The sequence below is a fragment of the Nitrospira sp. Nam74 genome (genome assembly GCF_965152615.1).
Map to the genome: position 1 here is coordinate 396,133 of NZ_OZ224220.1, position 26,377 is coordinate 422,509.

Below are 26,377 nucleotides of genomic sequence, written 5' to 3' on the forward strand. Positions count from 1 at the left end.
AATTGCAATGAGCCGCGGATGAAAATCCACGATATTCTGATTGTTGGGGCAGGGCTCGCAGGGATGCGTGCGGCACTGGCGGCGGCGCCCATGCTCGACGTTGCGGTTCTCTCCAAAGTGCATCCCGTCCGCAGCCATTCTGTTGCCGCGCAAGGCGGCATCAACGCGGCCCTTGGCGAGAATGATTCGTGGGAAGCGCACGCCTTCGACACCGCCAAGGGCGGTCTCTATCTCGGTGATCAAGACGCGATCGAAGCCATGTGCCGTGAGGCGCCCGGCGATATTCTCGAGCTCGAACGCATGGGTGTAATCTTCAGCCGTGACGAGCGTGGGCGGATCGCGCAACGCCCTTTTGGCGGCGCCGGCTTTCCACGGACCTGTTATGCGGCCGACCGCACCGGCCATGCCATTCTCCATGCCATGTATGAACAGATCCTCAAGCGCCATATTCACGTCTATGAGGAATGGTATGTGACCTCGCTGCTCGTGGAGGATGGCGTGTGTCGCGGCGTCATTGCATGGGATCTCTTGCGTGGTGGCTTGCATGCCATTGGAGCCAAGGCCGTGATTCTGGCCACCGGCGGAAGCGGCCGCGTCTTCCTGACCAGCACGAATGCCGTCATCAATACCGGCGATGGGATGGCGCTCGCCTATCGTGCCGGCGCCCCGCTCGAAGATATGGAATTCGTTCAGTTTCATCCCACGACGCTGAAGGACACCGGCATTTTGATCACGGAAGGTGCGAGAGGAGAAGGCGGCTATCTTTTGAACACGTTGGGTGAACGGTTCATGAAACACTACGCTCCGGAGCAAATGGAGTTGGCGACCCGCTCCACCGTGTCGCTTGCAATCGGAAGGGAAATACTGGAGGGGCGCGGGGTGGATGGCTGCGTGCTGCTCGATCTTCGCCACCTCGGACGTCAGCGCATCATGGAACGACTCCCGCAGATTCGCGAGCTGGCGATGGAATTTGCGGGTGTCGATCCCATTGAGAGCCCCATTCCGGTGCGTCCCGGGGCCCACTATCAGATGGGTGGTGTGCGGACCACGCAGTGGGGTGAAACGGAGCTTCAGGGCCTGTATGCGGCAGGGGAGTGTGCCTGTGTCAGCGTGCACGGGGCAAATCGACTCGGCGGCAATTCATTGTTAGAAACGATTGTCTTTGGTCGGCGCGCGGGACAACGAGCCAGTGAATATGTTCGCCAGGTCACCCCTCGTACCCTGCCTGAGCGCACATTGAAAGCAGAACAAGCGCGCGTCGCTAGGCTACTGTCGAACCCCGGCCCCGAGCGGGCCTGGCAACTCCGTGATGAACTCGGTAAGGCCTTGAGCCAAAATCTCGGCATTTTTAGAACTCGTGCATCCATGACCTCGGCACTGGACACAATCAAAGATTTACAAGCTCGTGCCTGTCGCATCGTGCTCCAAGACCGTGGCCAGGTATTCAACTCGGATTTGATTCAGGCTTTCGAACTCGATGCCCTTCTCGATGTGGCCGAGACGATTGTAGTGGGAGCATTAGCGCGAAAAGAGAGCCGTGGCGCACACTACCGTGGGGACTTTCCCCAGCGCGACGATGTGAACTGGCTCAAGCATACGTTGGAGTACCGGACACCGCATGGTCCACAACTAAAGTCTGTGCCGGTCACGATCACGAAATTCCCGCCAAAATAAATGAGGCACTTTCTACGTCCTGATGCTTAGCATGGACGCATAGATCTCGATACTATTTGACCGTGCTACTCGAATCTCTGTTGCCATGCCCCCAACGCAATGACCCAAGAAGTAAGCAGCATGACGTCCCCGTTTGGCGGCCGTTGCAGTTTGTTGTCCCGAACTGACAAGCCGGTGCGAGATTCCGGAAGTTTATTCCTGATGCCAGACAAGCGGTACCATATTACAAGGCCCCTTGGCCTTTTGATCCACTGAAGAAGTATCTGGCTGTCTCTAGTCCATCTCTGGCTCGCTAGTATTCTCGTAGATTATTGCTTACCATTTGACTATGCGCATTCTCGTGGTGGAAGACGAAACAAAGGTCGGATCGTTTATCCGGCGGGCCCTGGAGGAAGAAAGCTATGCCGTAGATCTGTGTGCAGATGGGCCGACCGGTCTTGATTTGGCTAGAGACAACAGTTACGACCTCATTGTTCTGGATGTGATGCTCCCCGGCATGTCAGGATTGCAGGTGTTGGAGACGCTCCGGAAGGAAAAGGTCAAGACCCCGGTGCTTATCCTGACGGCACGTGCCCAACTCCATCAACGCGTGAAAGGGCTGGATGCCGGGGCAGATGACTATCTTACGAAGCCCTTTGCTATTGAGGAACTGTTGGCTCGTGTCCGGGCGCTCTTGCGGCGTGGTCTGGGTGAAGGGATCGGGCTGCTTGAGATTGAAGACCTCATATTAAACCCGGCAACGCGGGAGGTCACGCGCGGCGGGCAGCGCATTGAGCTGACGAGCAAGGAGTATGCGCTGCTGGAATATTTTATGCGGAATCCGGGGCGTGTGCTGACTCGACCGATGATTGCCGAACACGTGTGGAATCTGGATTTCGACACGTTTACGAACGTCATCGACGTCTATGTGAATTACCTTCGGAATAAGGTCGACCGCGGACGGGAGCGTAAGCTGATCCATACGATCAGAGGCAGTGGATACGTCTTGAAGGCCGAATAAATGAACATTCGAGACGTCGTCAAACGGGACTGAGGACATGTCGCTTCGCGTTCGCCTCACTCTGTGGTATGGCACGGCGCTGGCCAGTGTCTTGGTCGTATGTGGCGTGATTCTCTACGGGGCCTTGGCGAAAGCGTTGAAGGAGCATGTCGACCGCTCACTGGAAGAGACGGCGGCGGTCGCCGAGCGGTCGCTCGAAGAACATCGATTTGGGCCCTTTCTGCTGTACGAAGATTTGTCCCAAGATTTCCCTGAATTGGCGACCCTTGATAAGTTCTTTCAAATTTTCGGACCGACCGGACAGATCACCATTCAATCTCCGAATATTCAGAGCCGCGACATTCCCCTCAGTCGGACCGCGCTGCAGGCCGCTTTAACCGGTCAGACGACCTTCGAGTCCGTCCGATTCAGCGGTGAGCCGCCCATTCGACTCATTTCAGTTCCCGTGATGCACGGGGGATCGCTCGTTAATATCGTGCGGGTTGGGACATCTTTGCAGGCTCTGGAGGAGACCCTCCATCGCCTCTTGATCATCCTCTTGATCACCATGCCGCTCGCACTGCTGGCGTCGCTAGGAGGCGGCTGGTTTTTGGCCGGTCGAGCGCTTCGCCCCGTCGAAGCTATCACGCAGGCGGCGGAACGGATCGCCGGAGGCGACCTCACTCAGCGGTTAACCGTACCCACCGCGCAAGACGAAATCGGCCGTTTAGCGGCCACGTTCAACGCCATGATTGACCGCCTCGAGGCCTCCTTTCAACAGGTGCGCCAGTTTACGAGCGATGCCTCTCACGAACTGCGCACGCCATTGACGGTACTCAAGGGTGAAACGGAATTAGCCTTGCGCCGTCCACGCTCGGCGGATGATTACCGTGTTGTGCTGGAAAGCAGTCTTGAGGAAATCGATCGCATGAGCCGCATCGTGGATGAATTACTCTTCTTGTCCCGGGCTGATCTCGGCGAAATAAAGATGGAGTCCAGACCGGTGCGGCTGGATCACCTCTTTGACGATCTGAAGCGGCAAGCCGAAGTGTTGGGATACGAGCAGGGCGTGCAGATCGTCACCGGATTGATCGAGCCCGCGACGGTGGCGGGCGATGACATGCGTCTGGGCGAATTGGTGCTGAACCTGTTGGACAACGCGATTAAATACTCTCCACCGGGCGGTCGGGTAGAAATGAGCTTGCTCACGCAGGACGGTATGGCACGTCTGTCCGTATCGGATGAAGGCATCGGCGTCGCACGCGAAGAGCAAGCGCACATCTTCGATCGCTTTTATCGCACCGATGCGGCTCGGGCGCATACGAAAAAAGGTACCGGCTTGGGACTCGCCATTTGTCAATGGATTGTCGATGCCCATCACGGCACGATTGAAGTTCACAGTGAACTGGGCAAGGGGTCCACCTTTACTGTCGTCCTGCCTCTCATGGCCTCGTCGGATTAAGAAAAACTAATCCGGCATTAATCTTCCTTTTAGCTTCGATTGTTAGGATTGCCTCACGAAACGCGGGTCAATTCTATCTTCAGTTCAAAAAGGAGGAGGGTATGCACGATACGCAAGAGTCAATTAACCGCCGCCGAGGAAAGCGGGCTTGGGGGCTCATGGCCGGCCTCTTTCTGTTTGGATCGATCGGATTCATGGCCGGCCACTTCACCGGCGCCCCGATGGGTGCGGTGGCTGCTCCGGTGAGTCAGGTGACGCCGTCCGGCACCGAAATGGCGCCCGGCTTTCCAGAAATTGCGAAAGCGGTTCGGCCGGCGGTCGTCAATATTACGCCGGCCAAAACCCTGGTTCGGCAGCCACGCGAACACAAGGGACGTGAAGGTCGGAATCCAATGGATCAGATGGAGGAGTTCTTTGGATTCGATTTTCCACGCCAGTTCGGCCCGAAGCGGCATGGTCAGGATCGCGACCCCTTTGAACGAGGTCCACATCGGGGAGGAATGGGGTCGGGCGTGATTATTTCAGATGACGGTTATATCATCACCAACAACCACGTGGTGGATGGAGCGAAAGAAGTTCAAGTGACGCTGCCAGACAAGAGAGAGTTTACCGGCACGATCGTCGGCGCCGACCCGAAGACCGATTTGGCCGTGGTCAAAATTGACGCAAAGGGTCTCCCATTCGTCCCGTGGGGCGATTCGTCAAAGCTGCAAGTCGGGGAGTATGTCTTGGCCGTGGGGAACCCGTTCGGCTTGAACTCCACCGTGACGCTCGGCATTGTCAGCGCGCTTGGCCGAGGCCGGATGGGCATCACCCAGTATGAAGACTTCATCCAGACCGATGCCGCGATCAATCCAGGTAATTCAGGCGGTGCGCTGGTCAATACGAAAGGCGAATTGATCGGGATCAACACCGCGATCTTTTCGCAGTCCGGAGGCTACCAGGGCGTCGGCTTCGCCGTGCCGACCAGCATGGCGAAACCGGTATTCGAGAGTTTGATGAAGACCGGCAAAGTCGTTCGCGGGTATATGGGGGTCGCGATCCAGGATCTCAGCGCCGATCTGGCGAAGTCCTTCGGGTTGAAGCATGCGACCGGCGCACTGATCAGCGATGTGACGGCGGACGGCCCGGCCGATGAGGCGGGCATTAAACAGGGCGATGTGATCGTGGAGTATCAGGGTGAGCGGGTGGATGATCCGGCCGCGTTGCAACGCATGGTGACCCGGACGCCGGTCGGCACGAAGGCCACCGTGAAAGTGCTGCGGGACGGCCATGAGAAGGAGCTGGCTCTGAAGATCGGGGAACAGCCTGACACGATCAAAATGGCGAAGACCGACACGAGTGAGGATGAGAGTGTGGCGCTCGCTGGGATCGAAGTCCAAGCGATCGACAAAAGGACCGCTCGTGAGCTTGGTCTCAGCGATAAGGCGAAAGGGGTCGTGGTCACCAATATCGACCCGGAGAGTCCTGCGAGCGATTCCGGGTTGCGGGAAGGTGATGTGATCCAGGAAATCAATCGGCAGGAAATCAAGTCCGTCAAGGACTATGAAAAGATCGCGTCCGGGCTGAAGAAAGATCAGCCGGCCCTCTTGCTGATCAACCGGCGCGGCGCGTCCTTATTTCTGACGGTGAAGGTGTAACGTGTACAGGGGGAGGTTTGCAGGACGGCGGTATTACTGTCGCAGAAGCAGGGCCTGGGCGGTGGCCTCGAGGAGTTTGGTTATCTTACGATGTGCCCCACTAGGTCATAAGCGGCGGCCTCTGTAATCTGGACCTTCACAAGATCGCCGGGACGGGGGATAGCCGCGTCCCGGCGTATCTGTATCAGACTGTTGTTCTCTGCGCTGCCTTCGATATCGTTAATATAGACGAGGCCGTCGATCTCCGGCGCCTGTCCTTCATGACGAGCGGCGATCAAGAGATCCGTTTCTTCTGACGGTCCTTCCACCAACACTTCCAATGTGCTCCCGATCTTCTGTTGACCTTTTTTAAGGGAAATGGTCTCTTGAAGTTCGAGCAGTTCCGCTCGACGGTCTTCCGCCAGCGTTCGGTCCAGTTTACCGGATAGCCCCACGGCCGGCGTGTCGTCTTCATCGGAATAGACAAATGCACCGACCCGATCGAATTCCATCTCGGTGAGATATTGTTTGAGTTCACGGAACTGGGCGTCGGTTTCACCGGGAAAGCCGACGATGAATGCAGTCCGAAACGTGAGACCGGGAATGCGCCGGCGGAGGCGACTGACCAGGTTCGTGATGTACCGTTTATTGCCGAGTCGGTGCATGGCTTTCAGCATCGTATCGTTGATGTGCTGGAGCGGCATGTCGATGTATTTCGCGATCTTGTCCTGGCCGGCGTATAAATCAATGAGCGCGTCATCCACTTGTTGTGGATAAAGATAGAAGGGGCGAATCCATCGAAGCCCCTGCACATTCACGAGTTCGCTTAACAACGTGGTGAGGCCTCGGCGTAGTCCCAGATCGACCCCGTAATTGACCGTGTCTTGCGAAATAAGGTTAATCTCCTTGACGCCCTCGGCAGCCAGGCGTCTGGCTTCTTCGACAATGGACTCCACAGGACGGCTTCGCTGTTTACCCCGCATCAGGGGAATGGCGCAAAAGGCGCAGTTCCGGTTACATCCTTCGGCGATTTTGACATAGGCCGAGTGTACTTTTCCGATCCGAAGCCGCGGCGTCCACTCATCGTAGAGATAGGGCGGGGGGGCCATCCAGAGGCGTTGCTTCTGTCGGCCAGGTTTCAGCAGCGTCTGCGTGATGTCGGCAATCCGCCCGATCTCGCCGGTTCCAACCACGCCATCCAATTCAGGCAGTTCCTTGAGTAACTCTCCTTGGTAGCGTTGCGCCAGGCATCCCGACGCGATCAATACCTTGCATGCGCCGGATTTCTTGAGCGCGCCATATTCGATGATCGTATCGATCGATTCCTGTTTCGCTTCTTCTATGAATCCGCACGTATTGATGATGACGACCTGTGCGTGCTCCGGTTCGGTGGTGAGCGCAAAGCCTTTTGCCGCAAGCGCGCCCAACATGACTTCCGCATCAACCTGGTTCTTGGTGCAGCCGAGGTTGACGAAGCCGATCGTCGTGGTAGGTACATTGGACACCATGTTGAGAGACTTACGCGGCATGGTGGTCAGTGTACGAGACGGTTGAAATGCCTGTCAACTTGAGCCCTTGAAGAAGGCTTGCTTCAGTCTCAGTAGTATTTTAGAGTGATGCAATGATTCGTACTTACCAGGGCGTGCGGCCGAAGATTGCCGAAAGCGCCTTTATCGAAGAGACCGCTGCCGTCATCGGCGACGTCGTGATCGGCGAGGAATCGAGCATATGGTTCAACACCGTCATTCGCGGCGATGTTCATTTCATCCGCATTGGGAGTCGCACGAACATCCAGGACCTCTGTGTGATTCATGTCTCCCACGGCACCTATCCAACGGTGTTAGGCGACGATGTGACGATCGGCCATCGCGTCGTGCTGCATGGCTGCACCATTAGAGATCGCGTCTTAATCGGCATGGGCGCGATTATCATGGATGGAGCAGTGATCGGGGAAGATTGTGTCGTCGGAGCCGGTGCACTCGTGACGGAGCAGACGATCGTGCCGCCCAAGCATCTTATTCTTGGCGCGCCGGCTAAAGTAAAACGAGCGGTCACCGACAAAGAGCTGGCTTGGATTAAAGAATCCGCACAAAATTATGTGGGCTATGCCAAGCAATATCTCTCCGGTCCACAAAAAGCTCGGGTGGGCTTCTAGCTTGTTATCTTGCCCCTTATGATTTTTGAAGTGTAATGAGACAAACGGGATCTTCCACAATCGCGGTCGGATAATCCTCCTCTTCGACCACATATCGAATCTTGTTGCGTTCGCACCAATCTGTAATCCAAGGAATCTCCTCCACTGAGGTCGACACAAGGGCCGGTAGGGCTAGTCTGTTCAGGCACACGTCGGTAAGCGCCAAAATTTGTGTACGTTCTTCCTGGAAAATCATAGGATTAAACGTGACGGGATTCGCTCGACCGTAGCTCAAAGCCGACACGTTGGGATACTGCTCGGGATCATTGAGAACACTCACGATCCACAGATGATCATAGGTCCCACGCGCTGAACTGGCATCACTCGCCGAGATTCGCAGCGGCAGTCCCTTCCAGGCTTGATTCAACACCCGTGTCTCATCGGCTCGCAGATTAAATGCATCCACATGTCTTTCGACGTCTAATGTCTCCATGAAGAGCATGGGAATTTCCGCCACACCGGCTCCCACATAGAGACTGCGTCCACCCGGCTTCAGTCGATTGAGTAGGACTTCTGCGAGTGCGATGCCCAGTGTCCGGCACGGTTCGCGTCGGTCGCTCCAAAACGCCTTGCCCCCTTCGTCACAATAGATTGCGCCCAGCTTCTCGTAGTCTAAGCGCTCAAACGCTTGAGTGATGAGCCGGGCGGTCTTGGTTTGGAGGCGTTTCATCGATGGAGCTGGTAGGCGTGGGTAATTTCGACGTACGGTGAGCGGCCTGGATGGCGGACAGGCTACGACAAAATTTCCGTCCCAATGCCCTTGTCGGTAAATACTTCGAGCAGAATCGCGTGAGGCATACGCCCGTCGATGATATGGGCCTTGCGAACTCCGCCGTCCAGCGCCATGAGGCACGAATGGACTTTCGGCAGCATTCCTGCACTGATCGTTCCCTTCTTGACCATGCGCTGCATATCTTTTCGCGTCAGCGTGGAGACGTGGCGGCCGTTGGCATTGCGAATCCCCTTCACATCAGTCAGCACCAAAAGCTTTTCCGCCTTGAGGGCCGCCGCAACCGCTCCAGCCACGAGATCCGCATTAATGTTGTAGGTATTGCCGTCCCGATCGGTTCCGATCGGGGCAATCACCGGAATAAAGTTTTCTTGCTGCAACCTTGTCAGCACATTTGGATTCACGTTCTGCACTTCACCGACCAATCCGAAGTCTTCGTCGGGATCCCCGTCAGGGTCGGTACAGAGGCTTGCCGCCCAGGATTTTGCGGTCAGCGCTTTCGCGAAAATGAGATTGCCGTCTTTCCCCGTCAACCCGATGGCTTTCGCTCCATGCTGATTCAACAGCGCGACGATTTCCTTGTTGATCTTCCCTCCCAACACCATTTCGACAATATCCATTGTGGAGCGGTCGGTGATCCGCACGCCCTGACGGAATTTGGCTTCGATGCCCAGCCGGTCCAACATCTGATCGATCTGCGGCCCTCCGCCGTGTACAATGACCGGATTGAGACCGACGTATTTCAATAGGACCACATCCAAGGCAAACTTCTCCTTGAGGGAATCGTCCGTCATCGCTTTCCCGCCGTACTTAATGACGACGGTTTTGCCGGCAAACGTACGGATGTACGGGAGTGCCTCGACGAGGACATTCGCTTTCTTGATGAGTCTGTTCATTACTGTTTCGCTCCTGAGCCTTGAGCTCTTAGCTTTCAGCTCTCAACTTCATTTCGAGAGCCGACCCCTCAGTGCTGGTGGCTGATGGTACTTACAAGATAAACCGGCTGAGATCTTCATCTTTGACGATATGCTTCAGGCGGTCTTTGACATATTCGTCATCGACCCGGATGTTCTTCTCCGCGAGCTCAGGCCCTTCGAACAGAACCTGTTCCAAGAGCCGTTCCATGATGGTGAATAAGCGACGCGCGCCGATATTCTCCGTGCGGTCGTTGACCTGAACGGCCGTCGCGGCAATCTCTTCCAACCCTTCTCGGGTGAATTCTAAACTAAGCCCTTCCGTCTGCAGTAGGGCGTAGTATTGTTTGACCAGGGCGCCGCGCGGCTCGGTCAGGATTCTCACGAAATCATCTTTAGTCAGAGGTTCCAATTCGACGCGGATGGGAAAGCGCCCCTGCAATTCAGGAATGAGATCCGAGGGCTTCGCCACATGGAAGGCTCCCGCAGCGATAAAGAGGATGTGATCTGTCCGCACGGGGCCGTGTTTCGTATTGACGGTGGATCCTTCGACTATCGGTAACAGATCTCGCTGAACGCCTTCCCGCGAGACGTCCGGTCCGGCGCTTTTCTCTCGCCCCGCAATCTTATCGATTTCATCGAGAAAGACAATCCCGGCGTCTTCTACCTTCGCAATAGCTTCGCGGATGACCTCATCCATATCGATCAGTTTTTGCGCTTCTTCCTGAGCCAAATGTTTCAGCGCGTCCGGAACCTTCATGGTCCGTTTCTTTTTCTTGCCCGGCAAGAGCCCTCCCAACATGTCCCGGATGCCGCTTTCCAATTCTTCCATGCCGCCGGCATTCGAAATGACTCCGATCGGCAGACCGCCGCGCTCCTTGACCTCTAACTCGACAGAGCGGTGGTCCAGTTTTCCGTCTCGAAGTTGCAGGCGCAGCTTCGAACGGGTCGTATCGTTCGCCTCAGTAGGCACCTCGGATGTCTCCTGCGAATGATCAAATCCCATAGTAGGTTTCGCGCTCACCGGCGGCAGCAAGAGATCGAGCACGCGCTCCTCAGCCAGTTCTTCGGCCTTCTTTTGCACGGTTTCCATATGAGCGGCCTTGACCATTCCGACCGACAGTTCGGTCAGATCTCGAATAATCGACTCTACATCGCGTCCGACGTATCCCACCTCGGTGAACTTAGAGGCTTCCACTTTGATGAACGGCGCTTGCGCCAGCTTGGCGAGTCGCCGCGCGATCTCGGTTTTCCCGACACCGGTCGGGCCGATCATGATGATATTTTTCGGAATGACCTCGTCGCGTAGTTCGGGGGACAGTTGTTGCCGTCGCCACCGATTGCGGAGGGCGATAGCCACCATACGTTTTGCGTCTCGTTGTCCGATGACGTAACGGTCCAGTTCTTCGACAATCTGCCGCGGAGTCAGTTTGTAGAGATCCGTCGTCGACTGCTCGATGTGTCGTGCGTGTTCCATAATAGGCATGTGATCCATTGTCACGGCTTCAAGTCTTCAATTATAAGCTGTTGATTTGTGTAAATGTCGATCTCCCCGGCGATTTTCATCGACTCCTCTACGATGGTGTGCGCGTTGAGGTTGGAATGTTTCAAGAGCGCGCGCGCGGCCGAAAGGGCGTAAGGGCCCCCGGAGCCGATGGCGAGCGCATTGTCCTCCGGTTCGACGACGTCTCCGGTGCCGGAGATGACGAACGCATGGTCCTTATCCGCGACAGCCAATAGCGCTTCAAGTCGTCGGAGGACGCGGTCGGTCCGCCAATCCTTTGCGAGTTCGACCGACGCTCGTGTCAGGTTGCCCCGATATTCCTCCAGCTTGGCTTCGAATTTTTCAAATAGAGTAAAGGCATCGGCCGTGGCGCCTGCGAAGCCGGCCAAAACCTGATCCTTATGGAGTCGCCGCAGCTTTTTGGCATTGCTCTTCATCACCGTTGTGCCGACGGTCACTTGCCCATCGGATCCCATGGAGACGGCGCCGTCTCGCCTCACACATAGGATCGTGGTCGAACGAATTCGTATCATGTCGAAGATGCTCCGTGTGTCGGACGTTTTTTCACCGAGGCTTCTCTTGCGCGGGGATGCGTCTGGTCGTAGACTTTTAACAATTGATCCATGGCAAGGTGCGTATATTTTTGTGTCGTGTCGAGCGAGGCATGGCCCAACAATTCCTGAATAGCTCTCAGGTCGGCCCCTTCATCCAGCAGATGCGTGGCAAAGGAGTGCCGCAGTCCATGGGGGCTGATTCGTCCCGCAGCCAGACGGCTGGAGTACGCGGCCACCAACCGCTCGACACTTCGAGCCGTGAGGCGCCCGCCCCGTGAATTGCGAAAAACCGCGCTTGTCTCCTCTGAGGCCGCATGACCCGCCGCGAGAGTATGGGAGGCGGCTTGATATTCCTTGAGCGCCTCCACCGCCACCGCTCCAACGGGAACCAGACGCTCTTTTCGACCTTTGCCCTTGACTCGCACGATGCCTTCGCACAGATCAATATCTTCCCAATTCATCCCGACCAGTTCACTGACTCGCGTGCCGGTTGAATACAACATCTCTAAAATGGCGCGATCTCGCAGATTGCAGATCCGATCTCCGTCTGGAAATTCCATCAAGGCATTCGCATCGTCTTTTGTCAGGATGCGAGGCAGGTGCTGCGGAAGCTTCGGCGTATGCACGTCGGCTGCAGGATTGGCTACGACCCGTCCTTCCCGCAAGAGGAAGCGGTAGAAGCTGCGAAGCGTCGCCAATTTTCTGGCAAGCGTGGACTTCTTCTCCTTGTCTCGATCCAGTTTAGCGAGATAGCCGCGGATAAAAAGCGAGTCGACCGTCTGAGGGGTCAACGGTTCAGCCTGCGAGGTGCGCACAGCCTTGGCAAACGCGACGAATTGGATCAGGTCCGAGTGATAGGCGCGAATGGTCTCGCGTGACGCTCCTCGTTCGACCTCTAGAAACGTCACGAAAGCCCGGATCGCATCTTCCATTCTTCAAAATCTTTCACGGCACGCTGGCCGATCAATCGCCGCTTCTCCTCTTTGTCGCGGACACGTTGTGGAAGGGGAGGGAAGATTCCGTAATTCGTGTTCATCGGTTGGAAGTGATTCGGGTCGCAAGTCGTGAGATAATTGATCAAACTTCCATGTGCGCTCGTCGATGGAGGTGTCAGCAACGGGAGTTCCGCCAGGCCTCGCATCGCGTTGATCCCGGCCAGGCCTCCCATGGCAGCCGATTCCGTGTAGCCTTCCACGCCAACCAGTTGTCCTGCGAAAAAAGTGGTTCCTCGCGCCTTTAACTGCAGGGTCTCTCTGAGAAGCCGAGGGGAATTGATAAACGTATTGCGATGAAGGCTGCCGTATCTTAGAAATTCCGCCTTCTCTAAACCGGGTATCATCCGAAGGACCCGGCGCTGTTCAGGATACGTCAGCTTCGTCTGGAATCCGACCATGTTATAGGAGGAGCCATGATGATTCTCCGCACGAAGTTGGACGACGGCGTGCGGGCGAATGCGGGTCTTGGGATCTTCCAGACCGACCGGCTTCAGAGGGCCGAATACCAGGGTCTGTCGCCCGCGCTCCGCCATGATTTCGATTGGAATGCATCCCTCGAAATAGGGAACCTTCTCGAATTCTTTTGGTTGAACTTTGTCGGCTTTCATCAAGGCATCGTAAAAGAGATCGTAGGTTGCTTGATCCATGGGGCAATTCAAATAATCGGCCGTGCCTTTCTCGTAGCGTGACGCTCGAAACACCCGGTCCATATCGATGGAGTCGGCATCGATAATCGGTGAAATGGCATCATAAAAATACAGACCTTTTTCATGCGTGAGCGTGCGAATCGAGCCGGCGAGGTTGTCGGATGTCAATGGTCCCGTCGCGATAACACAGACGCAATCCGTTGGGATGTCTTTGATTTCTTCATGCAGAATGCGAACATTCGGATGCTCTTGCAAGGTGCGGGTAATGCGTTGGGAGAACTGGTCCCGGTCCACCGCAACGGCTGATCCTGCCGGGACACGTACTTCGTCTGCGACACGGATAATCAGCGAGTTCAGGCGCCGCATTTCTTCCTTTAGAATGCCCGGCGCGCTTAAGATGTCCCCCGATCCTAGGGAATTTGAACAGACAAGCTCAGCCAGAAGCCCTGTCTTATGGACCGGCGTCGGCTCTTTAGGACGCATCTCGTACAGGGTAACACGGGCTCCTCGCGAAGCCGCCTGCCAGGCGGCTTCCGACCCTGCCAATCCTCCCCCGATTATAACGACATCATCACGCATGTGCTGAATCCCGTGGGCATTTTAAGGATGAGCCGAAAAGGAAGTCAAGGTAATGAGGGATGGGAATCGCGTGGTTTGACGCATCCAAAATAGCTATGCTAGACTCGCACTCCGTGGGCGATTAGCTCAGTGGGAGAGCGCTTCCCTCACACGGAAGAGGCCACTGGTTCGATACCAGTATCGCCCACCATCGTTCTCTTTCACCTCTCTTGGTCTACCCCAACGTTCATTGGACAAAAAATTTGACAGGGGATAGACTTACTCCATACATCAGAGGCCACAGAGAGGTGAATGATGCGCGAATCGAGGCTTTTGCTTGGAATGATGGTGCTAGCTGCTGTATTGGCCGGCGGATGCGCGGGTACTCAGTCGGCGTCGCAGTCCTATCAAGCTGGCACGGCATGGCCGCTGGACAGCCTCAATTACCTGTACACCGATCCCGTCGCCAATTCGCCCGTTGATGATAATCCGCTCCGATGGCTCGGTTTTTTGTTGAATCCGATTGGAGTCGCACTCGATTACGGCGTCAACCGTCCGCTCTACTCGCTGGCCTCGGGTTCACCGGCTCTATTTGGATTTACACCTGAAGATGCGGCTCTCCATGCCCAGCGCCCAAATCGATCCTACGGACTCCAATAAGCCGGGGTTGCCTTTTCATACGACCTCTGACTCCGCTGTCTGTAATGCTGAAAAGCCCCGCTCCCTCTGGATCGGGGCTTTGTGTTTCTGCTCAGCCATGCTACTCTCCGCCTGCGCTGAGTCACCTCGGAATCCTCTTCCCCCATCCGCCAGCGATTTGACACTACTGACCACGGCCCGTCCGTGCGATCAAAAAGATTCTTTCCTCCGGATACATCCTGGTCCCAGCATCAAGCGCACCCCATGGGGAAGCGGTGAGGAGATCCAAGTCCTTGTCTCGGAAAGCGCTGTTGGAGCAGAAGAATCCTATTTTTTCGACGAAGACGACCTGTTAATCGGCGCAGTGTTCATTTTTCGCAATGGCTTAAGCCTAAAGCCGTATCCGGTTCTCCGTCACACCATCTCCCAGTTGAAGCCCGACACGGAATTTTATCTTTCAGGTGCGAGTCTCCCGGATCATGAAAACTTGAACAGCGGAACGCTGTATTTGACTGGGGATGAAAAAAGTACGACCCAATACGTGATATCCGAAGAAGGCTCGCGTCAGGCATTGGTCATGGTGTCTGTTTCGATCGACCCCTATGTCGGCTTGCTCGCGCCTTACCCCGAGTTCATTGCTCGCCTTGGAGGCGGGCAGGCCAAGGGCGGTTCTATGCCTATCGAGAAGAAGAAAGATGCAAAGGAACCTTTTCCGTCGCTTCAGCAGTTTGCTCGAGGTCAGACGGCCCAACTCGGCTATTGCGGCTCACGAGATTACGGCAAAGCTGCTGACGCGTATCGCAAGGCGTTGACGCTGGGATTTACGGACAAAGTGTGGACGGCGGAAGCGCATCATCGCTTGGGATTGGCCTTGGAGGGCGAAGGTCAGGTCAATCAAGCGCGTGAAGAAATGGAGCAGTCGCTGGCGATACGTCCGAACACGCCTGAGGTGCTCAATAATCTCGGGACTGTCTATATGAAACTGAAACAACGCGACAAGGCCATCAAGGTGTTGGAGAAAGCGGTTCTGCTCAGGCCGAACTATCCGCTCGCTCGGTATAATCTTGCCGAAAGCTATGAAGAGACCAATGCAAGGCGGGCCATTGGAGAATATGAGACGTACTTAGCGCTTGTCGAAGGAATCCCGGAGGAAGCCGAGCGGATTGCACAGGTTCAGGAGCGGATCAAGGCGCTACGCCGGTAGGCGAGGGCATAGGCACGCTCCGACATCAGGAACGTATTTTCTCTTCTTCTTCTTGCTGGGTCTTGCACTCTATGCACAGCGTCGTCACGGGGCGTGCTTTGAGGCGTTTGTATGGAATTTCTTCCCCGCAACGCTCACAGATGCCATACGTATTAGTCGCGATGCGTTCCAGCGCCTCATCTATTTTTTTGAGCAACTTCTGCTCACGTTCCTTCAGCCGAAGCTCGAAGTTCGAATCGACCTCGGCGGTCGCCTGATCGCTCAAGTCAGGAAAGGCAGCGAACTCCGGACGATTGGTCAACGCTTCTCCCGCTTCATGGAGCAATTCCAGTCGTTGGCCCTGAAGATCTTTTCGAATGTCCTCGTATTTGGCGCTAGGCTTTGGAGTCTTCTTCGTGGCCGTCTTCGGTGTTTGGCGCTTGGATTTCGAAGGCTTAGCTATGCTTTTCGGCATGGCACCCCCTTTCTCAGCTTGAAAAGTGGCCCACTATATCAATCCGGATTCTGATCGTCAATGGAGGGTACGGAGAGCAGGAGGGGAGAGGCTCAAAGGTCCCGACGGCCTTCGATGGACTTCAGTAAAGTGACTTCGTCCGCGTACTCAATATCCATCCCTACGGGAATGCCGTACGCGATTCGCGTGACTCGCACGCCAAAGGGCTTCAGCAGTTTCGTCAGATAAATTGCCGTCGCTTCACCTTCGATCGTGGGGTTTGTGGCAATAATAACTTCTTGGACCTCCCCCTCTTTCAGCCGGTCAGCCAGATCCTGTGCACGGATCTCGGCGGGACCGATCCCGTCGAGCGGTGACAGCGATCCGAGCAGCACATGGTAGAGCCCGCGGAATCCACCGGCGCGTTCAATGGCATAGAGCGTACTCGGTTCTTCCACCACGAGGATCTTCGTGCGATCTCGCTTAGGGTCGGCGCAAAATTCACAGAGTTCATGCTCGGCGATATTCCGACATTGCCGGCAAAACGACAGCCCTTCTTTGACCGCTCGAATCGCCTCGGCGAGCCGTAGCGCTTCATCCTTCTCGGCTTTGAGAATATGAAACGCCAAGCGTTGCGCCGTCTTCTGGCCGATGCCGGGCAAACGGACCAGTTCACGAATCAGCCGCGTCAGGAGGCCCTGATTGTCAATTCCCATAGGTCAATCTAACGCACGCTGAAGCTGAGGTTTATGAATGGGAGCACGATGAAGCGATACATTAACCCGGGCACACCCTTCTTTGGACCATCCCATATTGCGCGATTCATTCTGGGCTCCGGTTCTCTCCGATGGTTAAAAGAGTCCGGGAATACGCATGCCTCCCGTGATGCCTTTCATCTCATTTGCCATCATATCCTTGGCATTGCGGAGGGCCTCACCGGTCGCCGCGACAATAAGATCCTGCAGCATGTCCACGTCTCCCGATTTCATGACCTCAGGATCGATCTTGATCGCCACCATTTCCATCGCGCCATTCGCCGTCACGGTAACCATGCCGCCGCCTGCCGTGCCTTGGACGGTTTTTACAGCCGCTTGCTCTTGAATCTTTGCCAGTTGCTCTTGCATCGCCTGGGCTTGCTTCATGATATTGCCCATATTGCCGAACGGATTCTTAGACATCACGGGGCCTCCTCTCGTGGGGCAGTTGCCCGTACATCCACGACGTCTCCTCCAAAAGTTGCGAGGGTTTGTTTGACCAAGGGATGGGAACGGGATTGTTCAAGGAGTTGTTGTTTGTGACTGCGCTCTTTCACGGCACGGAGTTCCGCCACACTGGGACCTGAGCGTTGCCCGTCATGTAACTCAACGACACGCAGCCGCATCGGTTGGCCGACAAACTGCGTGCAAATTCCGCTGACGATCTGCAACGCTTCTTCCTTTTGCACGCGAGCCAGCGCGATGGATGCCGTGGGGAGATAACCGATGGTTACCTCACCGTTCTCAACGTTCATAAACGTCGCCATAGCGAGAAAAGGGCCGATGTTGGGATGCTGCTGCTCGACTCGTTCCACGACCTTTTCCCAGGGTAGTGCCGGTTTTGAAGGTGGAGTGGGTGTAGAGCCGGTGGAAGCCCTTGGCGGCGCGGGGGCCAGCGGTGCTGGAGCAGCTTTCACTCCTGGACGCGTCGCCGACGTGACTCCTGCGGCTTGCGGCTGAGAAAGACTGGCCTTTGGTTGAGACGCGGAATTCTTAGGTATCGACGGGCCGCCATCTGATGAGAGCCGGCCGGCGCCTTGCTGAGAAGGCGCAGTGTCCTGAGTCTTCGTCGGAGAAGGTACTGGCCCACGACGTTCTTTATCGGTCGATATCTGACTTCTGGGTGGCGAGACTGCCGGAGGAGTGGGCATCGTGACGGCTGCCGACACGGATGCATCGGCCGTCCCTAGCCGAGTCGCGCGGATGGCGGCTACTTCCAAGACAAAGCGTGGACGGGGGCTGACCCGCAGGGCGTCTTCAGCTTGCGAAAAGATCCGAAACAGTTCCTGAAGCTGGTCCGTCGTGCATTGCTTCGCATCTAGGGCGATCTGCGCGACCTCTTCTTTCGAGAGATCAATGAGTCCTTTAAGCGCCTGGTCATCCTGTGCGCCGGGAACCACCGAAGCGACCAAAAGATTGCGGATGTGCTCGACCAATTCTGCGCAAAAGGCGCGTAAATCATGGCCCTGATCGAGCAGTCGTGCAATGACACGCACTGCCGCAGGACCGTCATGCGCGACAATGGTGGCCATCATATCGCGAACGAGTTCCTGCGGCACGGACCCCAAGAGGGATAGTAGATGATCATGCCGAATGGTTTTTCCGCCGAATGAAACCGCTTGATCCAACAGACTAAGCGCATCACGCATGCTTCCTTCGCTGGCTCGAGCGAGAGATGTCAGGCTTCGGTCTTCCACCACAATACTGTCCTGATCGGCCACATATCGCAGGCGTTGCATGATTTCAGATCGGGCGATGCGGAGGAAATTATAGTGTTGGCATCGAGAGAGAATCGTCGCCGGGATTTTGTGAATTTCAGTGGTGGCAAATATGAAGACGACGTGGGCCGGCGGTTCCTCAAGTGTCTTCAGCAAGGCGTTAAACGCCGAGTTGGACAACATGTGGACTTCATCGATGATGTACACGCGATAGTGCCCGCGAAAAGGGGTAAACTTGATGTTCTCCCGGATTTCACGCACGTCATCGACGCTAGTATTGGAGGCGCCGTCGATTTCGATTACGTCGACGGAGTTGCCTTGCGCGATTTCTAGGCAGTTTGCGCAACGATCGCACGGCGTGCTGGTGGGGCCCTGTTCGCAGTTGAGCGACTTCGCCAGAATGCGCGCGACGGTCGTCTTTCCAACCCCGCGGCTGCCGGAAAACAAGAACGCGTGAGCGATCCGCTTCCCTGCAATCGAATTCATCAAGGTCTTCACGACATGTGGCTGTCCCATTACGTCTTGAAAGCCGGCAGGGCGGTATTTTCTGGCGGAAACTTGATAATCCATGGTGCGTAACGCTAGCCGTTGTCAGTTGGTCTCTCTTCCTGCATCGAGACGACCTGCCTACAAGTTGCTAAAAAAGGAGGTCAATGACACCTGCCCTCCCCTGGGGCGTTAAGACGCGCCCCTTGCCGCTAGGCCGGAGGCGAGAAAAAACCGGGGCGTAACCTTGATTTCACCGATGTCACCCCTCGCCGTGAGCCCGCTTTGACCGGCTCTTTTCTCTCGCTACGTTGAGGATTTTTTGATCCGAGAACGAAGTGAGAGGCCCCTCAACATCCTGACTAAAACGGGGCCAGGTGATCCTGCGGCACACAAACCGATCTGCTTACCGTTGCTTCCTTCCGGACCTGGCGGGGTTCACAGGAGCTTGTTGCACAGGGCCCAGCCCCTTCTTTTCTCTCTTGCCGCTACGGAAATCCTCAGATGATGAACCTCCGGGCAGTGCGACATCGCTGTACGGCATTCGTCGTCGCTGCCGGTAGCAAAGCCTGGCCGCCACTGCCTACGCCTTGACAGCTTATGTCTGGCCAAGTATGGCGGAGAGGGTGGGATTTGAACCCACGGTCCCGTTTCCAGGACGCGTGCTTTCCAAGCACGTCGATTCGGCCACTCTCGCACCTCTCCACGGGATTTTAGCTATACTTAGAAGGGGTGCATCTTAACACGCGGCCCTGTGGGCGGCAAGTTGCTGGAGTACAAGCATTCTAATCATTTCCCTTTGCGCGAGCAAAGATTCTTCCAAAAAGAATTGTCCGACGACTTCACAGAGAAAAGATTTTTTAGGTAAAAGCTGGTACAGTTAGAGCGCTGTCTGTAGAGCTGAACTGAAAGGTTCAAGAATACATGGTGTCAGGTCATGGGTCGGCTGTCCTCAAAGTTCTCGTAGCCAGCGACGTGTCGGCAAGGCGCGCGCAATGGATGCACGCGCTTCAAAAGGTTGCCATTCTTCATGAAGCGATCGACCGGCCGATGGTTGAGCAGAAACTCGCCACGCTGAAGCCTCTCATTCTATTGCTCGATCTCTCGATTCCGGGTGTCCACGATCAAGCCAGTCTCACAGATCTTCAAAGGATTAATCCATCAACACGGATTCTCTTGCTGACGACCACTCCGACGGAAACGGAGGGCAGGTCGATGCTCGAGGCGGGAGCGAAGGGCTATTGCAGCACGGAAATGGATCCCGTGCTTCTGGCCAAGGCTGTCAAAATGGTGCAGAGAGGGGAAGTCTGGGTCGGCCGCAAAGTCATTTCTCATCTGTTGGACACGCTTGTTTCGCTGACTGAACAGCAGCGGAACCGGTCGCTTCCGACGGCGGATCCTTCTCTCGACGTGCTCACTCCGCGTGAAAAGGAAATTGTCCAGCAAATCGGGAGTGGATCTAGTAACAAAGAAATCGCGCACGAATTACACGTCTCAGAAAAAACCGTCAAAGCGCATTTAACGTCGATATTTAGAAAGCTTGGCGTGTCGGATCGGTTACATTTGGCCCTCTATGTGAATGGTCATCGACCATCCATGAGATAGGGTACTGGAGGGAGAGCTTGCCATCCATCACCGTAGTTGTTGGCGATACTGACAAGAGAAGGCTCGGCACCTGCGTGCGTCTTCTTCGAGCGGCGCGGGGAATCACCGTCGTTGCGACTGCCGGCGCTGTCCGTGATACGATCGGCACGGTCGTGCATCAACCGGATCTTCTTCTGTTGGATCTCAAGATGACTCGAGCAAATGATGCGGCCACGATCCCGCTCGTTCGAACGAAAAGCCCCCATACACAAATCATTTTGCTGACAGGACGCGCGTCTGATGGTGAAGTTCTCACTGCGATTTCCCAAGGGGCGCGAGGGTATCTCGATGCGAAACTACTTCGTCCCTTTCTCGTAAAAGCCGTACGCGCCGTGGCGGCAGGAGAATCATGGGTCTCCCGGGCTATGGTCGGGAAATTGATCGATCAATTGGCACGCCTCGTCACGCAGGATGGGCGGCCACGCCGAACATAATGCTCCTTTTATAACCCCTACCTTCACCAGACCCCCATCAAACCGAAGTTCTCTTCTCCAGCATTCTACGTATGCTACTAGCAAAAAATTGCCTGGACCTAAGTCCAATTGATCTCATCTACGGCAAGCCTTTACTGTTTCATCATGGTGAGGGCCAGTGCGTGAGTGCAACAATCAGCGTCGTGGTGGCGGACCGACAGAAGCGGCTTCGCAGTGCGTATGTCAGGCAGCTCCGGCCTGAGACCGGGATTGCCGTCGTCGCAGAAGCCTCAACGAGCTATGAAGTCGTGAAGGCGCTCAAGCTCAAGCCCAACGTCCTGTTACTGGATTGTGACATTTCGGCGCTTGATGGTGTGTCGATCCTTCCGCTGGTCCATCACCAAAGCCCCGGGACGAGGGTAATCCTCCTCGGCGAACGAACCCGTCGCCGATGGCTGATCACTGCTCTCTCCTTTGGAGCGCGCGGGTACCTCCGTAGGACTGTGACCAGGACATTTCTTCCCAAGGCCGTGCGCGTAGTTGGAGAGGGCGACGTGTGGATCCCTCGAGCCCTCGTGTCCACCATTCTTGCTGCAGTCGAACGAACACGCCTGAATTAAGATCACGATGGGATGTAATGCTTGTTGCGATCGAGCCATCTTGCCCGTCTGTGGCATTCCGAATGGCATGGCAGTCCGAAGCAGTTGAAGGGGGCATTGAGGAGACGGTGGGGAAGATAGACAGGAGATCACGGCCTAGCGACATGGGTCAGTGAGCGGTTACCTGGTCTGTTTCAATAGACATCCTTGATCATATTCCAAGGACGCAACCGCGGACGCCACGCCTCCTCCTACAGCCCCCCCCTCGGCCGCTTGTAAGAGTTTAAAGCGAGCAGGTGCTTTGCGGTTGGGTGCCGGCGCTGGAATCCCCCGACATGGTCCCCAGAATCTGGTAGTGACCCAATCCCAGTTCCTTGCCATAGGCCTGGCCCACCAGCACGTCTTGCACGCATTGATGGTCTCCGGCTCGAAAATACGACCGTCCCTCTTTGAGGCCATCGAACTCATGACCTGCCAGCGCTTTGATCAAAGCGCTCGTATCAGTGGTGCCGGCCCGTTGGATTGCTTCCAAAATCTGCATCATGGCCGCATATCCGAGGTAGCACCGAGAGGTAGGCGTATGATTGTATTTATCGATGACGCCTTGAATAAACCGCTTTGAGCTTTCAGTATTCACTTTTGGGTCCCAGATTAAGCCCCAAATGCCCGCATTGTTCGCATAGCCAAGGGGCCGGCCGATCTGCTCACCGCCGATCATGCCGCCGACGCCGATTTTTTCCTTCGCCAATTCCAATTTCGTATAGGCCTTCAGCGCGTTGACGAGATCCCACCCATAGACATTCAGAATGACCGCATTCGGTTTGGCCCCCTTCGCCTCGGTCATCACGCTGGTGAAATCTGTTGTCCCGAACGGAGTCGTGGCTTGCCCAATGACGTCGCCTCCATGGGCTTTTAGCGCATCGGTCATGGCGTGCCGAGCCGATCGACCATCGACCGTATCGGCCGTAATCATGTACCACTTTGTCCCGTATGCTTTTGCGAGGTGTGGGACCACGGCGTGTGACATCATGCGGGCGTTCGGCATAAACACGAAGGTGTTCAAGTTACAGTGAGATCCGGTCAATTCTGGGTCATGTGCACCGGTGACCATAAACAGCTTATTGTGCTGCTTGGCAAGATCTGCGACGGCCAGGGCGACGTCTCCATTAAATGTGCCCATGAGCACATCGACACGGTCGTCCTTGATCAACTTCATGGCCGCGGCGATAGCAGTCTGCACGTTTGAGGCATCGTCGGCGTCGATCAATGTGACCGGACGTCCCAATATCCCGCCGCGTTTGTTATACATATCGAGCGCGACGGTCGCTCCGTGGACGTCGTGAATGGAAGAGGTCTTATAGGGGCTGGACAGCGGATCCAGGATCCCGATCTTAATGGGGTCTCCATGCGGAGGCTCGGCGGCAAAGGCGGGCGGTCCAAGTAATGATAGGCTCGAGGCGGTCCAGCGATTGAAAGCGAGTGTCGTTCCGGCAATGGCGGAGAACTGGAAGAATTGTCGGCGTGTCACTCGCTTCATAGTACGCTCTCCTCCTTGAATGAATAGACCTCGCAGAGGAGAAGTATAACACCCTTACGGGATTTTTTCATAAGCCGCTTAAGGAAAGCGGGCAGGTACAAATAACCCGAGCCGCAATTGTACTTCCGCTGGCAGGTCTGGGAAGGACCCTCTGTCAGGGTACGCTGATACTTAAGGATTTTCGGAGGACAGTTCCGTATCCGTCATCTTCAACGACCAGAAGGCGGCCTCTTTCAACTTCTTAAACGCCGGGTCCTCGCTGCGAACCGCCTGGAGTTCTCGGTCCAGCTTATGTAACGGATCGATTGCTCGCTTGTCGGGCATTTTGCCGATTGCCCATACGACTTCAGTCCGAACACCCATGTCGATGTCCGGCTTAAAGAGCATGTCAAGTAGGGGAGGAATAATCGCGGGATCACCATGAAGCGCCCCTACTTGCCCCAACCCTTTGGCGGCGGCAATTTGGAGGGCCGGATCCTTGGAAGTTTTCAGCATGTCGATCAGGGTGGGGATGCTCTCCTTGCCAATATTGCCAAGCGCGACTGCAGCCTGCTGAGCCAGGTTCTTGTCCTGTAACGCTTCCTTCAATTTTGGAAGCGCTTCATCGTGCATCATGTCTCCGAGCAGCGAGATCACTTTTAGTTTGCGGACATTATCGGTGTCAGCCGCGTCCAGCAACTTGAGCAATCGATCAGCGTGACCCCATTCAGCCGCCACGGTAACGGGGAAATCATATTGCTGTAATCGCTCGTTCAATTTATCCATGGCATAGACGCCCGCGTCTGGCGCATGAGCCGCTTGTGCAGCTTCTGCCGCATCGGCAAAATCGGTACGCACCTCTCGCTGCCACTTGATCTTCGTTCCGTCCAACAAGTACGTGAGCTGACACGCGGGGCCTTTCCAAATTCGGGATGGCGCGTCTGGTAAATCGGCATCTCCCCCTGATGCGGTCGTGCCTTCCCACGTTTTGCGCTGCTCGCATTTCACGCGGAGGACGACATCATGGGGCTGTGCGGGATCCGTGACAACTTTGTAGCCGACCTGTTCAAGGCGATGACTTACGGTCTCAGTAAGATTCTTAGATGGCACGGTCCCCTTATCGGTAATCGCAATCGTTTCGACAAGCACCGTCTGGATTTTGGCGAGGTGTTCCTTCTGCTCGGTCGTGAAGTATTCACGGGATGCCCACGAGAGGTCTCCGCCGAACCAAACCGACACACTAAAGAGCGCTGCAAGTACAGAGCGAATCATACGAGCACCTCCATGATCGATGATGGCAACATCGCTGATGAAGAGCGCTGCAGGAAAGACTGAGCGAGGCATGGTGGACGCGTACCGCTTTCTTGAGTGGCCACTGCGCTTTCCTACTATACTCAGGATGGCCGTCATTTATCCAGCACCGACAGACAAGGAACCGTGAAGAAAGCCGCTACTGTCTTGACAGAAGCGGGGCCGTCAGACTACAACCTACTCAAGTCTGAATAGATGATGGGTTCCGAACCTCCTCGAACAAACGGTGCGCGAGAGTGGCGGAACTGGCAGACGCGCGAGACTTAGGATCTCGTGGGAAACCGTGGGGGTTCAAGTCCCCCCTCTCGCACCACTGCGTCATACGAACTCAATAATAACGATCATTCTGCTATCCCAACCGGCGTCGAACAACTATACGAGATGACATTATGAAACTCGAAGTTACTGAACTCGGTCCGAATAAACGGGCGCTTAAAATCGAAGTGCCGGAAGACGAAGTCAACCGGCAATTTACACAGGCCTATGTTGAACTCAATCGGCAGGTCCGTATCCCTGGGTTTCGCCCCGGCAAAGCGCCCCTTTCTCTTCTTGAGAAGCGATATGCCAAGGTGATCGAGGAAGACTTAATTCGGAAGCTAATCCCTGATTATTACGACAAGGCCGTCCGCCAGGCCGGCTTTGTGGCAGTCCAGGTTGAAGTGCCTCCTTTGGAGCGGGCAAAAATTAAGAAGAATGCGCCGTTTTCCTTTACGGCCACCGTGGAAATCAAGCCTTCAATCGAATTGCGCGATTACAAAGCGCCGAATCCCATTTCGCTGAAACCCGATAAGCGCGTCGTGACCGACGAGCAGGTCGCCCAGGCCTTGGACGTCCTTCGCGAGCAGCACGCTCAACTTCAAGCAGCTCCTCCTGGGACGGCTCTTGGGGAAGGAGATTATGCCGTATTGGACGTAGAAGGCTTTGTCGACTCCGCCCCGCTTGAAGGCGCAAAGAAGGAAGGACATCTCCACAAAATCGGATCGAAAACCCCCGTCCTCGGGATCGAAGTTGATCAGGCGCTTCTTGGGAAAAAAGAAGGCGAGAGCGTGGAAGTCCCTCAACCCTATCAGGACACACACCCTGATCCACAGCTAGCGGGCAAGACGGTCGTGTTTCGGATGGCCATCAAGGCCGTTAAACAGAAGAAGCTCGCAGCGTTGGATGACGAATTTGCGAAAGATTGCGGCCCCTATTCGTCGCTGGAGGAATTGAAGGCGAAGCTTCGCGGCGAGATGGAGGCGACACTCAAGCGAGATATCGAAGAATCATACAAGGATCAAATTCTCAAACGCCTTGTTGAAACCCATCACTTCGATCTTCCCGACACTCTTGTAGAGCGAGAACTAACCGCGGCCATTCGCCAGCACATGGAGTCTCGTATGCGGCAGCGAGGAAAGATAGACCAGGCCGAGGATCTCGTGAAGCAGCAGGAGGAGATCAAGAAGCTTCGCGAAGAACTGTTGCCGGAGTCTACACGTCGGGTGAAACTCGGCTTGATTCTGGAAGCGATCGCGGAGAAAGAAGGGATTAAGGTCGAAGAAGCGGATGTCGCCGCTGAACTGGAACGATTAGCCAAACGGTTGAAGCTGACGGCAGAAGATATCCGGCGCATGGTGGAATCGGCCGGACAGGACATGCGAGAGGAACTCTTTGGCCGCATTCTGGCAGAAAAGTCATTGGACTTCGTCTATCGACATGCGATGATCCAAGGATAGGTGGTGGTGCAGGGAAGGCGTGGCCGGCTTCTGGGCTCGTGCAACACGCACACTCTCGCAGAAGGTGCTCGTTGGACGCGCGCAGTGAAAGCCCAGCATGCCTTCCCTGCGATG

General features: G+C 55.6%; 24 protein-coding genes, 3 tRNA genes and 1 other RNA gene. 13 read left to right on the forward strand and 15 right to left on the reverse strand.

Annotated features, from left to right (window positions below):
* Positions 1-18: 18 nt before the first annotated feature.
* The 4 genes from ACWHYZ_RS01925 to ACWHYZ_RS01940 all read left to right on the forward strand — a co-directional run bounded on the left by ACWHYZ_RS01925 (position 19) and on the right by ACWHYZ_RS01940 (position 5,755).
* Positions 19-1,674 (forward strand): FAD-binding protein, encoded by a 1,656-nt coding sequence (locus tag ACWHYZ_RS01925; RefSeq protein ID WP_447985614.1) that lies wholly within the window; start codon positions 19-21, stop codon positions 1,672-1,674.
* Positions 1,675-2,002: 328 nt separating this feature from the next.
* Positions 2,003-2,674 carry a response regulator transcription factor gene (locus ACWHYZ_RS01930; RefSeq protein WP_447985615.1) on the forward strand — a complete coding sequence of 224 codons (672 nt, stop codon included), beginning with the start codon at positions 2,003-2,005 and terminating at the stop codon, positions 2,672-2,674.
* A gap of 37 nt (positions 2,675-2,711) precedes the next feature.
* Positions 2,712-4,115 carry a heavy metal sensor histidine kinase gene (locus tag ACWHYZ_RS01935; RefSeq protein WP_447985616.1) on the forward strand — a complete coding sequence of 468 codons (1,404 nt, stop codon included), beginning with the start codon at positions 2,712-2,714 and terminating at the stop codon, positions 4,113-4,115.
* Positions 4,116-4,216: 101 nt separating this feature from the next.
* Positions 4,217-5,755, forward strand: a complete 1,539-nt coding sequence (locus ACWHYZ_RS01940; protein WP_447985617.1) for a DegQ family serine endoprotease — start codon at positions 4,217-4,219, stop codon at positions 5,753-5,755.
* Positions 5,756-5,835: 80 nt separating this feature from the next.
* Here ACWHYZ_RS01940 and rimO read toward each other — a convergent pair whose 3' ends face one another.
* On the reverse strand, positions 5,836-7,263 hold the full coding sequence (gene rimO, locus ACWHYZ_RS01945; protein ID WP_447985618.1) for a 30S ribosomal protein S12 methylthiotransferase RimO: 1,428 nt from the start codon (positions 7,261-7,263) through the stop codon (positions 5,836-5,838).
* 92 nt (positions 7,264-7,355) lie between these two features.
* Here rimO and ACWHYZ_RS01950 point away from each other — a divergent pair, with 92 nt between their 5' ends.
* Complete coding sequence (locus ACWHYZ_RS01950; protein WP_447985619.1) at positions 7,356-7,889, forward strand: gamma carbonic anhydrase family protein; 534 nt, start codon at positions 7,356-7,358, stop codon at positions 7,887-7,889.
* A gap of 16 nt (positions 7,890-7,905) precedes the next feature.
* On the opposite strand, the gene ACWHYZ_RS01955 is transcribed toward ACWHYZ_RS01950, so the two are convergent.
* The 6 genes from ACWHYZ_RS01955 to trmFO all read right to left on the reverse strand — a co-directional run bounded on the left by ACWHYZ_RS01955 (position 7,906) and on the right by trmFO (position 13,851).
* Positions 7,906-8,598: a hypothetical protein gene (locus ACWHYZ_RS01955; RefSeq protein WP_447985620.1), complete on the reverse strand. Its 693-nt coding sequence runs from the start codon at positions 8,596-8,598 to the stop codon at positions 7,906-7,908.
* Positions 8,599-8,660: 62 nt separating this feature from the next.
* Positions 8,661-9,554 (reverse strand): acetylglutamate kinase, encoded by an 894-nt coding sequence (gene argB / locus ACWHYZ_RS01960; protein WP_447985621.1) that lies wholly within the window; start codon positions 9,552-9,554, stop codon positions 8,661-8,663.
* Between the two features lie 91 nt (positions 9,555-9,645).
* A complete protein-coding gene (gene hslU, locus ACWHYZ_RS01965) occupies positions 9,646-11,049 on the reverse strand; it encodes an ATP-dependent protease ATPase subunit HslU (protein WP_447985622.1) in 1,404 nt (467 codons plus the stop codon).
* A 20-nt stretch (positions 11,050-11,069) separates the two neighbouring features.
* Entirely contained in the window at positions 11,070-11,609 is a 540-nt protein-coding gene (hslV, locus tag ACWHYZ_RS01970) for an ATP-dependent protease subunit HslV (protein WP_447985623.1), read from the reverse strand.
* Positions 11,606-12,562 carry a tyrosine recombinase XerC gene (xerC, locus tag ACWHYZ_RS01975; RefSeq protein WP_447985624.1) on the reverse strand — a complete coding sequence of 319 codons (957 nt, stop codon included), beginning with the start codon at positions 12,560-12,562 and terminating at the stop codon, positions 11,606-11,608. The genes hslV and xerC overlap by 4 nt, the downstream gene beginning before the upstream one ends.
* Positions 12,535-13,851 carry a methylenetetrahydrofolate--tRNA-(uracil(54)-C(5))-methyltransferase (FADH(2)-oxidizing) TrmFO gene (gene trmFO / locus ACWHYZ_RS01980; protein WP_447985625.1) on the reverse strand — a complete coding sequence of 439 codons (1,317 nt, stop codon included), beginning with the start codon at positions 13,849-13,851 and terminating at the stop codon, positions 12,535-12,537. Before trmFO ends, xerC begins: the two co-directional genes overlap by 28 nt.
* Before the next feature lie 115 nt (positions 13,852-13,966).
* On the opposite strand from trmFO, the gene ACWHYZ_RS01985 reads away from it, so the two are divergent.
* From ACWHYZ_RS01985 to ACWHYZ_RS01995, 3 genes are all read left to right on the forward strand, one after another.
* Positions 13,967-14,041 (forward strand) — tRNA-Val (locus ACWHYZ_RS01985).
* 131 nt (positions 14,042-14,172) lie between these two features.
* Entirely contained in the window at positions 14,173-14,490 is a 318-nt protein-coding gene (locus ACWHYZ_RS01990; RefSeq protein WP_447985626.1) for a hypothetical protein, read from the forward strand.
* Positions 14,491-14,647: 157 nt separating this feature from the next.
* Positions 14,648-15,673, forward strand: coding sequence for a tetratricopeptide repeat protein (locus ACWHYZ_RS01995; protein ID WP_447985627.1), 1,026 nt, complete (start codon positions 14,648-14,650; stop codon positions 15,671-15,673).
* 25 nt (positions 15,674-15,698) lie between these two features.
* Here the strand turns inward: ACWHYZ_RS01995 and dksA are convergent, their stop codons facing one another.
* From dksA to ACWHYZ_RS02025, 6 genes are all read right to left on the reverse strand, one after another.
* On the reverse strand, positions 15,699-16,127 hold the full coding sequence (gene dksA, locus ACWHYZ_RS02000; RefSeq protein WP_447985628.1) for an RNA polymerase-binding protein DksA: 429 nt from the start codon (positions 16,125-16,127) through the stop codon (positions 15,699-15,701).
* 92 nt (positions 16,128-16,219) lie between these two features.
* Positions 16,220-16,822 (reverse strand): recombination mediator RecR, encoded by a 603-nt coding sequence (recR, locus tag ACWHYZ_RS02005; RefSeq protein WP_447985629.1) that lies wholly within the window; start codon positions 16,820-16,822, stop codon positions 16,220-16,222.
* A gap of 135 nt (positions 16,823-16,957) precedes the next feature.
* Positions 16,958-17,284, reverse strand: a complete 327-nt coding sequence (locus ACWHYZ_RS02010; RefSeq protein ID WP_447985630.1) for a YbaB/EbfC family nucleoid-associated protein — start codon at positions 17,282-17,284, stop codon at positions 16,958-16,960.
* Complete coding sequence (dnaX, locus tag ACWHYZ_RS02015; RefSeq protein ID WP_447985631.1) at positions 17,284-19,149, reverse strand: DNA polymerase III subunit gamma/tau; 1,866 nt, start codon at positions 19,147-19,149, stop codon at positions 17,284-17,286. Before dnaX ends, ACWHYZ_RS02010 begins: the two co-directional genes overlap by 1 nt.
* 284 nt (positions 19,150-19,433) lie before the next feature.
* Positions 19,434-19,533: signal recognition particle sRNA small type (ffs, locus tag ACWHYZ_RS02020), an RNA gene on the reverse strand.
* Between the two features lie 147 nt (positions 19,534-19,680).
* A tRNA-Ser gene (locus tag ACWHYZ_RS02025) sits at positions 19,681-19,770 on the reverse strand.
* Positions 19,771-19,989: 219 nt separating this feature from the next.
* On the opposite strand from ACWHYZ_RS02025, the gene ACWHYZ_RS02030 reads away from it, so the two are divergent.
* The 3 genes from ACWHYZ_RS02030 (at position 19,990) to ACWHYZ_RS02040 (ending at position 21,742) form a co-directional block, all read left to right on the forward strand.
* Positions 19,990-20,670, forward strand: a complete 681-nt coding sequence (locus tag ACWHYZ_RS02030; RefSeq protein ID WP_447985632.1) for a response regulator transcription factor — start codon at positions 19,990-19,992, stop codon at positions 20,668-20,670.
* A 17-nt stretch (positions 20,671-20,687) separates the two neighbouring features.
* Positions 20,688-21,143, forward strand: coding sequence for a response regulator (locus ACWHYZ_RS02035; RefSeq protein ID WP_447985633.1), 456 nt, complete (start codon positions 20,688-20,690; stop codon positions 21,141-21,143).
* Positions 21,144-21,304: 161 nt separating this feature from the next.
* Positions 21,305-21,742, forward strand: coding sequence for a response regulator (locus ACWHYZ_RS02040; RefSeq protein WP_447985634.1), 438 nt, complete (start codon positions 21,305-21,307; stop codon positions 21,740-21,742).
* Between the two features lie 262 nt (positions 21,743-22,004).
* Here ACWHYZ_RS02040 and ACWHYZ_RS02045 read toward each other — a convergent pair whose 3' ends face one another.
* Positions 22,005-23,258, reverse strand: a complete 1,254-nt coding sequence (locus tag ACWHYZ_RS02045; protein ID WP_447985635.1) for an ABC transporter substrate-binding protein — start codon at positions 23,256-23,258, stop codon at positions 22,005-22,007.
* Between the two features lie 171 nt (positions 23,259-23,429).
* Positions 23,430-24,509, reverse strand: a complete 1,080-nt coding sequence (locus tag ACWHYZ_RS02050; RefSeq protein ID WP_447985636.1) for a HEAT repeat domain-containing protein — start codon at positions 24,507-24,509, stop codon at positions 23,430-23,432.
* 269 nt (positions 24,510-24,778) lie between these two features.
* Here ACWHYZ_RS02050 and ACWHYZ_RS02055 point away from each other — a divergent pair.
* Positions 24,779-24,861 (forward strand) — tRNA-Leu (locus tag ACWHYZ_RS02055).
* A gap of 76 nt (positions 24,862-24,937) precedes the next feature.
* Positions 24,938-26,263: a trigger factor gene (gene tig / locus ACWHYZ_RS02060; RefSeq protein ID WP_447985637.1), complete on the forward strand. Its 1,326-nt coding sequence runs from the start codon at positions 24,938-24,940 to the stop codon at positions 26,261-26,263.
* Positions 26,264-26,377: the final 114 nt, after the last annotated feature.